This is a genomic window from uncultured Tateyamaria sp. (assembly GCF_947503465.1).
In the GTDB taxonomy this organism is placed as follows: Bacteria; Pseudomonadota; Alphaproteobacteria; order Rhodobacterales; family Rhodobacteraceae; genus Tateyamaria.
In genome coordinates, this window is the sequence record NZ_CANNDN010000001.1 from 776,132 (window position 1) to 789,078 (window position 12,947).

Consider the following 12,947-nt stretch of genomic DNA (forward strand, 5'->3'; position numbering starts at 1 on the left):
CAAACCGCGCATTCAGCACGGCCAGGCGGCACTATCTTGATCAAAGCTGGGATGGCGCAGCTCAGCCCCTTCGCCAATTCCCATTTGGCGGGCAAGCCCACCGTTGATTTCCAGCACATGGGTCAGACCATCTCCACCCGGAATAGGCGTTTCATCCAGCGGAATCGCCTCGTGATGGATTTTCTTGACGCGGCCTGTGGGATCGACAAACAGCATGTCCAGCGGGATCAATGTGTTTCGCATCCAAAACGACATGCGCTGAGGGCGCGGATAAACAAACAACATCCCTTCGCTTGCCGGCATCGACTCGCGATGCATCAGGCCAATGGCTCGTGTCCGTTGCGTGTCTGCGATTTCGACGTTGAAGCGCGCCGTTCCGAAATCGCCGCGCACCCACACCGTACCCTCGCTACAGGTCGCCGATGCTGTCTGCGCGAAGACGCACAGGGCCAGCGCGACAAGGCCGCGCCGCATCGATACCAGCACATCAATCATCAGTCTTGGGCAGCGCCGCTTCCCAGGCCAGCACTTCGGCCGCCATATGCCCGCGCTTGCCATCAATCACCCGCAAGGCCAGCGCCTCGCCCGGTTGAAGGTCGGACAACCCCGACCTGCGCAACACTTCGACATGCAGGAACACATCATCGGAACTGCCGAACACATTGGCAAAGCCAAAGCCCTTGCCCTTGTCAAACCACTTCACCCGGCCCGGTTGCAGGGGGGCATCGGCCACGTCACTGTCATTCATATGCGCCAGATCGGCCAGCGACGACGACTCCGTATGGTCGGGGGGCGTGATCGACACCACCTCGACCGCTTGAACACCCCGCTCGGTCTGCTGAATGCGCACAGACACGTCCGCACCATCCGCCACCGACGACTGGCCAAAATTCCTGAGCACGTTCACATGCAAAAGGATGTCCGGACCACCCGTATTTGCCACGATAAAGCCGAACCCCTTGACGGGATCGAACCACTTCACCGTTCCTGTGACCACTTCGGTATCTTGAGACTCTTCTGACACGACTTGTCTTTCTATGTGTGCGTTATACCGCACCCCAAGACTTGCGCCATTTCCACCGCAGAATTCAAGCATGAAATAAAATCACGAAATCATGGGCTTACATTTCACGTCACGTGAAATTCACGGGTTCAGACGTGTCATTTGCCATACCGCACCCGGTTTTTCGCGCCACCAACGGAACCGGTCATGCAGGCGAAACGCACCGTCAGCCCAGAATTCGATCTCGACCGGCGTGATGCGGTATCCGCCCCAGAAGGGTGGCCGCGACGGGTTCGTACCTTCGCGCGCGGTGACCTTGGCCACTTCCGCCAAAAGGCTTGCGCGGCTGTCAAGCGGCGCGCTCTGATCCGATGCCCAGGCCCCAAGGCGGGATTTGAGTGAGCGCGACGCATAATAGGCATCCGCCTTCGGGCCGTCCTCCTTCTCGATCAAGCCGCGCACACGCACCTGGCGACGCAGTGATTTCCAATGCATGACAAAGGCGGCCTTGCCTGCCTGATCCAGTTCGACCGCCTTCGCACTTGTATAGTTTGTATAGAAAACAAAGGCGTCATCCTCGATGTCCTTCAACAGAACCATCCGGGCGTTGGGCAACCCTTCGGCATCCACCGTGCTCAGGGCAATCGCATTAGGATCGTTGACTTCGGTCTTTTCCGCCTCCGCCAACCACGCGCGTGCAATGTCGAACGGGTTATCGCCCGCAAACTTTCCGTCCCGATCGGCCATCGCGCCCTCCTTGATCCATCGACCGACAGCTAGCGCCGGGATCGATGGGGTTCAACCGTTCGACCGTCTCTTGATGCGTCTGGGCCAATGGCATAAAGCTGACCGCCAGACACAAGGCCAATAACGAGGGATGGGATGGGCAGTGACATGGCGACCGGTCTGATGACGGGCAAGCGAGGTCTGATCATGGGACTCGCCAACGACAAATCCATCGCATGGGGCATTGCACGCACCTTGCATGCCGCAGGGGCCGAACTGGCCTTTTCCTACCAGGGCGATGCGCTCAAAAAGCGGGTCGATCCACTGGCCGCACAATTGGACAGCGACATCGTGCTGCCCTGCGACGTGGGCGACGAAGCGTCTATTGACGCCCTGTTCGATGCGCTCAAGGATCGCTGGGGCAAGCTGGACTTCGTGGTGCACGCGATTGGTTTTTCCGACAAGAACGAATTGCGTGGCCGCTATGTTGACACCAGCCGTGGCAATTTCACGCTCACCATGGACATTTCCGTCTACTCCTTCACTGCCGTGATGCAGCGGGCGGAAAAAATGATGACGGATGGCGGCAGCGCCGTGACGCTTACCTACTACGGTGCGGAACAGGTCATGCCGCATTACAATGTCATGGGCGTGGCCAAGGCAGCACTTGAGGCATCCGTCAAGTACCTGGCCGAAGATCTTGGCAAGGACAACATCCGCGTCAACGCCATCAGCGCGGGACCGATCAAGACATTGGCCGCCTCCGGCATTGGCGACTTCCGCTACATCATGAAGTGGAACGAATACAACTCACCCCTGCGCCGCAACGTGACCATAGACGATGTGGGCAAGTCTGCACTGTTCCTGCTCAGCGACCTGGGGTCGGGCACCACGGGCGAAAACCTGCATGTCGATGCGGGATATCACGTCGTGGGCATGAAGGCCGTCGACGCCCCCGACATTGAAAAAGGCTGATCAATGAGCCTGACCCTGGCAGAGCTGGTCGCGTTCAACACGGTGCTTCTCGCGGCGCTGCTATCGCCGGGTGCGGCCATGCTGTTTATTACCAGGGCGACCGTAACGGGCGGGCGTGCAGCGGGTATCGCCACAGGTATCGGCCTTGGCACGGCGGCTGCGCTTTGGACGTTCGCGGCGCTTTTGGGGCTTGAGGTGGTATTCAACCTCTTCCCATGGACCTACACCGCGCTCAAGATCGGCGGGGCCATATACCTGATCTGGATCGCCATCCAGACGTGGCGCCATGCACGTGATCCGCTGGGCGACGCGCCGACACCACGGGGCCGCGCAATCCTGTCCGGCCTGATCCTGAACTTCGGCAATCCCAAATCCATGCTGTTCGCGGCAGCCGTCATTGTCGTGGTTTTCCCCCAGGGGCTCGCCGCGGCCGACATCGCTGTGATCGTTCTGAACCACTGGGTGCTGGAACTCGCGTTCTACACACTTCTCGCGCTGGCGCTCAGCACCCCCCATATCCGGCGCGGCTATATCAGCCTCAAACCCATTTTTGACCGCATCGCGGCCACCCTGCTCGGCGCACTCGGCCTGCGCCTGATCCTGGAGAAGTAAGACATGGCAGACCGCCTCCCCCACGAAAAAGGGTTTCACATCAGTTGGGACCAGATCCACCGCGACAGCCGCGCACTGGCCTGGCGGCTTGATGGGCAAGGCCCGGACAATGGTGCGTGGCGGGCCGTGGTGGCGATCACGCGCGGCGGCATGGCCCCGGCCATGATCGTCAGCCGCGAACTGGACATCCGCACCGTCGACACCATCAGCGTCAAATCATACCACCACCAAAGCCAGGGAGAGGTCGAAGTGCTGAAAGCCCCCGACGCCACCTTGATGGGCGATGGCACAGGCATCCTGATCGTCGACGACCTGGTCGACTCGGGCCGCACCCTCGAAGTCGTGCGGGATCTCTATCCCAAAGCCCACTTCGCCACAGTCTATGCAAAACCCAAGGGCGAACCGATGGTCGACACATTCATCACAGGGGTCAGCCAGGACACCTGGATCTTCTTCCCCTGGGACATGGCCCTGCAATACGTGGAACCCTACCGTGGCACCGACTGACTGGCGGCACGTAAATCCGCTTCACTTGGCAAGATAAACTCCCGCCGGAGGCTCCGGCGATCTGCAAAAGGGCATGCCCATGACCGTGACGCGCACCGCCTCAACCTTCGCCCCGCCGGTGATGGAAGCGCGGCGATGGATCGAGGGCGTCACCTTTCCCGCCGACCGCCCGCTGATCAATGTCAGCCAGGCCGCCCCAGTGGACCCGCCCCCGGATACGCTGCGGCAGGCCATGGCAGATGCCGCCCTGACCAGGGATGACGCGCATCTTTATGGCCCGGTCCTTGGCATGCCTGCCTTGCGCGCCGGACTGTCAGACCAGATCAACCGCCACTACGGCGCGGCCACCACGGCCCGGAACATCGCAATCACGTCGGGCTGCAATCAGGCCTTTGCCGCCACCATCGCAACCCTGTGCGATGAAGGGGATGAAGTCATCCTTCCAACCCCATGGTACTTCAATCACAAAATGTGGCTGGACATGGCCGGCGTGAGGTCCGTCCCGCTGCCCGTCGGCGACGGCATGTTGCCGGATGTGGAGGCGGCCCGCGCCCTCATCACCCCGCGAACCCGCGCCATTGCACTGGTGACCCCCAACAACCCGTCAGGGGTCGAATATCCCGATACTCTGGTGATGGCCTTCTTCCGGTTGGCGCAGGCACAGGGCCTTGCCCTGATCGTGGATGAAACCTACCGCGATTTTGACAGCCGCAGCGGCCCGGCACACCCCCTGTTCCATCAGGACGGCTGGGAAGAAACGTTTATCCACCTCTATTCCTTTTCCAAGACCTACCGCCTGACCGGCCACCGCGTCGGCGCGCTGGTCTCGTCACCTGAACGATTGGCCGAGGCCGAGAAATTCCTCGACACGGTTGCCATTTGCCCCGGGCAGCTTGGGCAATATGCGGCACTTTGGGGGCTCGAAAACCTGGGCCAGTGGGTTGCGGGCGAGCGGGACGAAATCCTTGCCCGCAGGCAGGCTATCACCGAAGGGTTCCCTGCCCTTGCCGCCAAGGGTTGGTCCCTGATGGGTCTTGGCGCGTATTTTGCCTACATGCGCCATCCATTCGACATCTCCTCGGCCGACCTGGCGCCGAAACTGGTCACGGATGCAGGCATCCTGTGCCTGCCGGGGACTATGTTCTGGCCCAAGGACGCGCCTCAGGGTCGGCAGGAACTGCGCATCGCCTTCGCCAATCTGGACGCAGACGGGATCGCCGAACTTTACACAAGGCTGTCAGCCTTGAAGGTTTGAGTTTCAAGCGCCCTTGCCCGTCTTGGGCAGGGCCGCTAGACATCCTCAATCGCAACAAACCTCGCAAGAAGGCGCCCATGGCACAGAGCAAAACGTCCATCTCGAAAATCGCAGTCTGGATCCTGCTGGGCCTGTTGTTTGTCGGCCTCAGCCTGGGCTTTGGCCTTGACGGCCTGGGCGGCACAATCCGCACCGTGGGCAAAGTGGGGGATAAGCACATCGACGTGCAGACCTATGCCAATACGCTCCAGCGGGAAATGCAGGCGGTGGGCCAGCAGACCGGAACACCACTGACCTTTGCGCGCGCGCAAGCCATCGGTCTGGACCGCGCCGTTCTGGCGCAGCTTGTCCGCGCCCGCGCGTTGGACCACGAAGCTGGTGAAATGGGGCTTAGCGTCGGTGACGAAACGATCCGCGACGAAATCCTGAACATCCCGGCCTTTCGCGGTCTGGATGGCGCGTTCGACCGCGAGGCCTACAGCTTTGCCCTGAACAACCAGGGCACCAGCGAGGCCGAGTTCGAGACGACCTTGCGCGAGGAAGTGTCCCGGTCGATCCTGCAAGGGGCCATCGTGTCCGGCATCAGCATGCCAGACACCTATGCCCGCACGCTGGTAAGCTTTCTGGGCGAAACCCGCGACTTCACCTGGGTGCGTCTGGGGCAGGCTGACCTTGAAACCGACCTGCCCGATCCGTCGGACGAGGTGCTGCGCGCCTATTACGACGAAAACATCCAAGACTACCAATTGCCCGAAACCAAGCGCATCACCTATGCCGTGCTCCTGCCCGAGATGATTCTCGACAGCATGGAACTGGACGAGGCGATGCTGCGCGCCGAATACGATGCCCGCGCCGATCAGTTCAATCGCCCTGAACGGCGTCTGGTCGAACGTCTGGTCTACCTGGATAACGACGCCGCCGAACGCGCCGCGGCGCAGCTGGACGTGAACGGCACCACATTCGAGGCTCTGGTGACCGAGCGCGGTCTTGAACTGGGCGACGTGGACATGGGCGATGTGACCCGCCTTGAGCTTGATGCCGCGGGCGAGGCCGTGTTCAATGCCGAGGTGGGCGATGTCGTGGGGCCCCTGCCCTCGACACTTGGCCCGGCCCTGTTCCGTGTGAACGGCGTGCTTCCAGCCCAGACCACCAGTTTTGAAGCGGCCGAACCGCTGTTGCGCCAGGAACTGGCCATGGATGCCGCGCGCCGCCAGGTGGCCGTGCTGGCCGAAGAATTCGACAATCTGCTCGCTGGCGGTGCCACGCTCGAAGAGCTGGATGCCGAAACGGACATGCAGCTTGATGTCATCGACTGGTTCCCGGTCCTGGGCGACGGAATCGCCGCCTATGACGGGTTCCGCGATGCGGCACTCGAACTGACGCAGGATGATTTCCCCGAAATCGTGCAGCTGGAAGACGGCGGCATCGTCGCGCTGCGCATGGATGACCTGTTGCCACCCCGCCCCGCCCCCTTTGACGAGGCCAAATTGAACGTGCAGGGCAACTGGGAAGCCGAACAGACCGAAGCCCGCCTGATGGAAAAGGCCGAGGCGCTGTTGCCCGCCTTGCAAGAAGGTCAGAGCTTTGCCAGCCAGGCGCTGGATTCCATTGTCGAGACGGACCTGGACCGCAGCGCCTTCGTGCAGGGCACGCCACCGGAATTCATGACCACCGTGTTCGAAATGCAGCCCGGCGACGTCAACGTCATCCCCGGCTACGGCGCCGTCCTGGTCGTGCGTCTGGATGCCATCAATCCGATCGAGGACAGCCCCGAGGTGCAAGCGGAAACCGAAGCGCTCAGCGCCGAGATGGGCCAGATCGTGGCGGGCGAAATCTTCAACATCTTCGGTGAGGATGTCGTGCTGCGTGCAGGGTCACAGATCAACCAGCAAGCGCTGGATGCCGTGCACGTGAACTTCCCGTAATGGCGCTGGTTCCCGATTTCGACAGTTTCGCTGCCGCCTATGCGGCAGGTCAAAACCAGGTGGTCTATACCCGCCTGGCGGCTGACCTCGACACGCCCGTGTCGCTGATGCTGAAGCTGACGGGCGCGCAAAAGGATGCCTTTGTGCTGGAATCCGTGACGGGTGGCGAAGTGCGCGGGCGCTATTCCATCATCGGGATGAAACCGGACCTGATCTGGCGCTGCGATGGCGAGACGTCGCAGATCAACCGGATGGCGCGCTATGACGCGGACGCGTTCGAGCCGCTGGCAGGCAATCCGCTCGATGCCTTGCGCAACCTGATCGAGGAAAGCCGTGTCGCCCTGCCCGATGACATGCCGCAGGCGGCGGCAGGGCTCTTTGGCTATCTGGGCTATGACATGATCCGACTGGTCGAACGGCTGCCGGATGTGAACCCCGATCCGCTTGGCCTGCCCGATGCGCTGATGCTGCGCCCGTCCGTTGTGGCCGTGCTGGATGGGGTCAAGGGTGAAGTCACCGTGGTGTCCCCGGTCTGGGTCAGCGACGGGCAATCGGCCCGCGCGGCGTACGCGCAGGCGGCCGAACGCGTGATGGACGCGGTGCGTGATCTGGAACGCGCCATGCCGGTCGAGACCCGCGATCTGGGCGAAGCGTCCGAGCCGTCCGAGCCGGTGTCGAATTTCACCAAGGACGCCTACAAGGCCGCCGTCGAAAAGGCACGCGACTACATCAAGGCGGGCGATATCTTTCAGGTGGTCCCGGCCCAACGCTGGACGCAGGACTTTCGCGAACCGCCCTTCGCCCTTTATCGTTCGCTGCGGCGCACGAACCCGTCGCCCTTCATGTTCTATTTCAACTTCGGTGGGTTTCAGGTCGTGGGCGCGAGCCCGGAAATTCTTGTGCGCGTTTTCGGGAAAGAAGTCACGATCCGCCCAATCGCAGGCACGCGTCCCCGCGGGGACACACCCGAGCAGGACAATGCGCTCGAAGCCGATCTGCTGGCGGACAAGAAGGAACTGGCCGAGCATCTGATGCTGCTGGATCTGGGCCGCAACGACGTGGGCCGCGTGGCCAGGATCGGCACCGTGCGTCCCACCGAGGAATTCATCGTCGAACGCTACAGCCACGTGATGCATATCGTATCCAACGTCGTAGGAGAGTTGGCCGAGGGCAAGGATGCGCTGGATGCGTTCTTTGCAGGGATGCCCGCAGGCACCGTGTCCGGCGCACCCAAGGTCCGCGCGATGGAGATCATCGACGAGCTGGAGCCGGAAAAGCGCGGGATCTACGGTGGCGGGGTCGGCTATTTCAGCGCGGGTGGCGACATGGACATGTGTATCGCCCTGCGCACCGCGGTGGTGCAGGACCAAAAGCTATACATCCAGGCCGGTGGCGGTGTTGTCTATGACAGCGATCCCGAGGCCGAGTTCATGGAAACCGTGCACAAATCGGGTGCCATTCGGCGCGCAGCCGCAGATGCCGCGCGCTTTGGCGGGGGCAACCGGTGATCCGTCACATCCCGACCGGATGGCCTCGTGTAAACCGGCCGTTCCCAGAGGCGTGTTTTGAAACAGGGATGACTGTGGGCGCGCTGTGTCCGTGGCGGGCGTACTGCTGATGGCGCGCGTACCCTTTTCCCTTGGTGACGTCACCATTGCACCCGGGTCATCCGCGTCTGTTGCTTTGCCCGTCTCCGCTTTGCCCGACCACACGCCGGTGTCCCTGCGGGTCGAGGTGATCCATGGCAAGCGCCCCGGCCCCACGATGTTTGTCAGCGCCGCCGTTCACGGCGACGAGGTGATCGGGGTCGAGATTGCGCGTCGGCTGCTGCGCACACCGCAGCTCGACAAGTTGCGGGGCACGTTGCTTGTCGTGCCCATCGTCAACGCCTTCGGCTTTCTGGCGCGCTCGCGCTACTTGCCGGATCGCCGCGACCTGAACCGCTGTTTTCCCGGCAGCGCAGGTGGATCGCTGGGATCACGGTTGGCACATATCTTCCTGCATGATGTCGTTCTGCGCTGCGATTTCGGCATTGATCTGCATTCGGCTGCGGTGCACCGGACTAACCTGCCCCAAATCCGCGTTACACCGGGCGACAAGATCACGGCAGCAATGGCGCGCAGCTTTGGTGCGCCGGTCATCCTGACATCCGCCCTGCGCGAAGGGTCCCTGCGGGGCGAGGCGGCAGCGCGCGGCACACCTGTCCTGCTCTATGAAGCCGGCGAAGGTCTGCGCTTTGACGAATTTGCCGTCCGCGCGGGTGTGGCCGGCATCCTGCGTGTCATGCGTGATCAGGGCATGCTTGCCGCCAAAGGCATCGCGCGGGCACGGGCACCGTCGCTGGTCTGCACGGGCTCTGGCTGGGTGCGGGCTCCGTCGGGCGGCCTGCTGCGCACGTTCCGGGCCGAAGGTGACGTGGTCGAAATGGGTGACCTGTTGGCGGCTGTGTCCGACCCTTCAGGATCAACCGAGACCGAATTGCTGGCCCCCGGTCCCGGCATCCTGATCGGACGTGCCGTGCTGCCCGTGGTGAACGAAGGCGACGCCGTGTTTCATCTGGCCGCGATCAGCCCAACCGCAGATGAAGACACGGTCGAGGTCATGTCTGCGCAGCTCGATGCCGACCCGCTTTTCGACGAAGACGAGATTATCTGAGGTCTACTGCGCCTCTTCCGCCAACCGCGTGAGAACGGCGGACACCGGGGCAAGGGCAACCCGCTCGGCCCGGTCCTGCAATCCCCACAGCAATAGGGCAGAGATTGTGTCGGGACGGACCCGGCCCACCATGATCACGCCGCCCTCCTGCCCGGCCCGGAAGGCCGCCTGATCCAGAAACCGGCGTATCACCGTCGGCGTCTGCCCGGCGCTGTCAAAATCGCGAAAGATCAGACCGGCAGGCACCCCATCGCGGACCGCAAGCTTCTGCGCGGTGTTCAGACCCTTCGATTGCAGGATCAGACCATGGCCGCTGTCCAATAGAGCAGCCGAGACCTGATCGGACGCATCGCGCGTTTCCTGCAAACCGGTGCCCGTGCCTTCCATGACGGCCACCGCCTCGGGCACCGCATCGATGGCGGCGGACAGCGTCACCTCGGTGTCCCCCGCCGTCGCCCCTTCGGGCAGGTCCAGCAGGACGGCAACCTCGAACCCCTGCCCCCGATATTCGGCTGCGCGCGCTGCCGCGTCCGGCAGGGACGCGTTCACCGCAAAGGTCAGCGGATAGGGAAAGCTCTGCAAGGCCGCCAGCCCCACGGTACCGCCCGTCAGATCTGCGCCATTGTCGATGAGGACAATGGACATCAATGGCTTGTCTTCCGGGTTTTCGAATGGCGCGGCATAGGCCACCATGGGCGGCGCATCGGTGATCGCGGGGCCCTCATCCCCGGGCGTGGCCGTGTCGGGGCTGTCGGGTGTTGCATCCCGATTGATCAGCGATGTGGCGGGCCGCCCGATACTGGGACGGCCTGTTTCGATCTGCGGATCAAGCGCCGACGGCAATGCCGCAGACCGGTCCGGCGCAGGCTGTGGTTCTGCCGGGCCGTCGGCGACGGCAGGCGCTTGCGGTGCAGGTGACGTCTCGGGTGTTGCAGGTGCCGGTGCCTCAGCGCTCGGTGGCTCGGCACTGTCGGGCACGCTGGGCGCATCCTCCGCAAACGCGTTGGGGGTCTCGGGCACATCCGGCGCCGGTGGCTGCGCAGGATCGGTCGAGATCGACAATTCCGTCTCGTCCCCCGGTGCCGCAGGCGCGTCGGACTGTACGCTGGGCTGCACCGGTGCATCGGTGTCGACCGCAACGGTCGCGCCTTCGCCCGCACCGGCGGGATCGGCCAGATCGTCTGCCTGGCCGGTTTGCGGAACCGTGGGCGTGTCTGCACCGGCCACTTGCGCCGCGGTCACGTCATCGGCCTGAGGGCTGTCCACCTGAGGCGCATCCCCATCAATAACCAGATCCGCATCGCCGGCAGTTTGTGGCGTCTCGCCCGTCCCGGGCACAGGGGCATCCACGGCCACAGGCGCCTGCACCCCGGCATCCGGACCGCTTGGGCTGTCGCTGGCAATCGACACGGCCGCAGCCCCCGCCACGCTGACAACGCCGCCCCACAGTAGTCCGCTCAGAAATCCCCGTGCCATGTCTGACCTCTTTGCCTGTCCCGCCGCAGCCCCGGTTTCCGGTGTGCCGCCGCCCGCTCTTGTTGCCTGTTGTCCACGGCCTCCGCCCCTTGACGCTGGCGGGCAAGCCTGAACATGTATGCGCGCAACTATACCGGCCAATCCGCGCCCTTGGAACATCGAATACGCCCATGCTGCTGCTGATCGACAATTACGACAGTTTTACCTACAACCTCGTGCATTACTTGGGGTCCCTGGGCGCGGATGTGCATGTCTACCGCAACGATGCGCTGAATGTGCAAGAGGCGATGGCGCTCAAACCCGATGGCATCCTGCTGTCGCCCGGTCCCGGCGTGCCGGACCAATCGGGCATCTGCCTTGCCCTGACCGAAGCGGCAGCCGAAACGCGCACCCCCCTGATGGGCGTCTGCCTGGGCCACCAGACCATCGGCCAGGCCTTTGGCGGCAAGGTCGTGCGCGCGGGCGAGATCGTGCATGGCAAGATGGGCACCATGCACCATGACGGCGCTTCGGTGTTCAAAGGGCTGCCCACGCCATTTGAAGCGACCCGATATCATTCGTTGATCGTGGACCGCGACAGCCTGCCCGACGCCCTTGAGATCACCGGCGCGCTCGAGGACGGAACGATCATGGGCCTGGCCCATAAAGAGCTACCTATTCACGGCGTCCAATTTCATCCCGAATCCATTCGCTCTGAACACGGGCATGCGATGCTCAAGAACTTCCTCGACCTGATGCCGGTGACGGCATGAGCGACACCCTCAAACCCCTGATCGATGCAGCAGCCAACGGGCCGCTCAGCCGCGCGCAGGCGCAACAGGCGTTCCAGATCCTCTTTGACGGCGAAGCCACGCCCAGCCAGATCGGCGGTCTCCTGATGGCACTGCGCACACGTGGCGAAACGGTGGACGAATACGCTGCCGCGGCCGCGGTCATGCGGGCCAAGTGCAATCCCGTCAAGGCACCCGAGGGGGCGATGGACATCGTGGGCACGGGCGGCGATGGCAAGGGCACGCTCAACATCTCGACCGCCACCGCGTTCGTGGTGGCAGGCGCGGGCGTGCCGGTCGCCAAACACGGCAACCGCAATCTCAGCTCGAAATCCGGCGCGGCGGATGCGCTGACGCAAATGGGCCTCAACGTCATGGTTGGCCCAAAGGTGGTGGAACAGGCGCTGGCGGATGCGGGCATCGGGTTCATGATGGCGCCCATGCATCACCCGGCCATTGCCCACGTGATGCCGACACGGGCCGAACTGGGCACGCGCACCATCTTCAACATCCTCGGCCCGCTCACCAACCCGGCGGGTGTCAAACGGCAATTGACGGGGGCATTCTCGCGCGACCTGATCCGCCCCATGGCCGAAACACTGGGCCAATTGGGATCGGACGCGGCCTGGCTGGTGCACGGGTCTGACGGCACGGACGAACTGACAATCACGGGGGTCTCGTGGGTGTCCGGCCTCGACCATGGCACAGTCACGGATTTCGAGGTGCACCCCGAAGAGGCGGGCCTGCCCACGCACCCGTTCGACGACATCGTGGGCGGCACACCCGAAGACAATGCCAAGGCCTTCAATGCGCTGCTTGACGGGGCGCACGGGGCCTACAGGGACGCCGTGCTTCTGAACGCCGCGGCCGCCCTCAAGGTCGCCGGACAGGCCGCAGACCTCAAGGACGGCGTCGCCCAAGCCACCGCAAGCATCGACAGCGGCGCCGCGAAAGCTAAGATAAAGGCAGTGGCCGAGATCACCCAAAGAGCAGGGTAACACCTTCTCTTGGCCCCAAATATCCCGGGGAGCACGAGGGGCTGG

The 12,947-nt window shown here is 63.3% G+C and carries 13 protein-coding genes; 9 read left to right on the top strand and 4 right to left on the bottom strand.

What is annotated here, in order from left to right:
* Positions 1 to 12 precede the first annotated feature (12 nt).
* The 3 genes from Q0844_RS03980 to pdxH all read right to left on the bottom strand — a co-directional run bounded on the left by Q0844_RS03980 (position 13) and on the right by pdxH (position 1,750).
* Positions 13 to 495: a DUF192 domain-containing protein gene (locus tag Q0844_RS03980; protein WP_299042327.1), complete on the bottom strand. Its 483-nt coding sequence runs from the start codon at positions 493 to 495 to the stop codon at positions 13 to 15.
* Positions 488 to 1,024, bottom strand: coding sequence for a cold-shock protein (locus tag Q0844_RS03985; RefSeq protein ID WP_299042329.1), 537 nt, complete (start codon positions 1,022 to 1,024; stop codon positions 488 to 490). The genes Q0844_RS03980 and Q0844_RS03985 overlap by 8 nt, the downstream gene beginning before the upstream one ends.
* Before the next feature lie 120 nt (positions 1,025 to 1,144).
* Positions 1,145 to 1,750, bottom strand: coding sequence for a pyridoxamine 5'-phosphate oxidase (pdxH, locus tag Q0844_RS03990; protein ID WP_299042332.1), 606 nt, complete (start codon positions 1,748 to 1,750; stop codon positions 1,145 to 1,147).
* A gap of 147 nt (positions 1,751 to 1,897) precedes the next feature.
* Here pdxH and fabI point away from each other — a divergent pair, with 147 nt between their 5' ends.
* From fabI to Q0844_RS04025, 7 genes are all read left to right on the top strand, one after another.
* Positions 1,898 to 2,704 carry an enoyl-ACP reductase FabI gene (gene fabI / locus Q0844_RS03995; RefSeq protein ID WP_299042335.1) on the top strand — a complete coding sequence of 269 codons (807 nt, stop codon included), beginning with the start codon at positions 1,898 to 1,900 and terminating at the stop codon, positions 2,702 to 2,704.
* 3 nt (positions 2,705 to 2,707) lie between these two features.
* Positions 2,708 to 3,316: a LysE family transporter gene (locus Q0844_RS04000; protein WP_299042337.1), complete on the top strand. Its 609-nt coding sequence runs from the start codon at positions 2,708 to 2,710 to the stop codon at positions 3,314 to 3,316.
* Positions 3,317 to 3,319: 3 nt separating this feature from the next.
* Entirely contained in the window at positions 3,320 to 3,823 is a 504-nt protein-coding gene (gene gpt / locus Q0844_RS04005) for a xanthine phosphoribosyltransferase (protein WP_299042338.1), read from the top strand.
* Positions 3,824 to 3,902: 79 nt separating this feature from the next.
* Entirely contained in the window at positions 3,903 to 5,078 is a 1,176-nt protein-coding gene (locus Q0844_RS04010) for an aminotransferase (protein ID WP_299042339.1), read from the top strand.
* Between the two features lie 77 nt (positions 5,079 to 5,155).
* Positions 5,156 to 7,003: a peptidyl-prolyl cis-trans isomerase gene (locus tag Q0844_RS04015; protein ID WP_299042340.1), complete on the top strand. Its 1,848-nt coding sequence runs from the start codon at positions 5,156 to 5,158 to the stop codon at positions 7,001 to 7,003.
* Entirely contained in the window at positions 7,003 to 8,511 is a 1,509-nt protein-coding gene (gene trpE / locus Q0844_RS04020; protein WP_299042342.1) for an anthranilate synthase component I, read from the top strand. Before Q0844_RS04015 ends, trpE begins: the two co-directional genes overlap by 1 nt.
* 109 nt (positions 8,512 to 8,620) lie before the next feature.
* Positions 8,621 to 9,658: a succinylglutamate desuccinylase/aspartoacylase family protein gene (locus tag Q0844_RS04025; protein ID WP_299045197.1), complete on the top strand. Its 1,038-nt coding sequence runs from the start codon at positions 8,621 to 8,623 to the stop codon at positions 9,656 to 9,658.
* 3 nt (positions 9,659 to 9,661) lie between these two features.
* On the opposite strand, the gene Q0844_RS04030 is transcribed toward Q0844_RS04025, so the two are convergent.
* The gene (locus Q0844_RS04030; RefSeq protein ID WP_299042343.1) at positions 9,662 to 11,134 is read right to left on the bottom strand and encodes a divergent polysaccharide deacteylase family protein; all 1,473 of its coding nucleotides are present in this window, start codon (positions 11,132 to 11,134) and stop codon (positions 9,662 to 9,664) included.
* Between the two features lie 170 nt (positions 11,135 to 11,304).
* On the opposite strand from Q0844_RS04030, the gene Q0844_RS04035 reads away from it, so the two are divergent.
* Positions 11,305 to 11,886, top strand: coding sequence for an aminodeoxychorismate/anthranilate synthase component II (locus tag Q0844_RS04035; RefSeq protein ID WP_299042345.1), 582 nt, complete (start codon positions 11,305 to 11,307; stop codon positions 11,884 to 11,886).
* Positions 11,883 to 12,902 (top strand): anthranilate phosphoribosyltransferase, encoded by a 1,020-nt coding sequence (trpD, locus tag Q0844_RS04040; RefSeq protein WP_299042348.1) that lies wholly within the window; start codon positions 11,883 to 11,885, stop codon positions 12,900 to 12,902. Before Q0844_RS04035 ends, trpD begins: the two co-directional genes overlap by 4 nt.
* Positions 12,903 to 12,947: the final 45 nt, after the last annotated feature.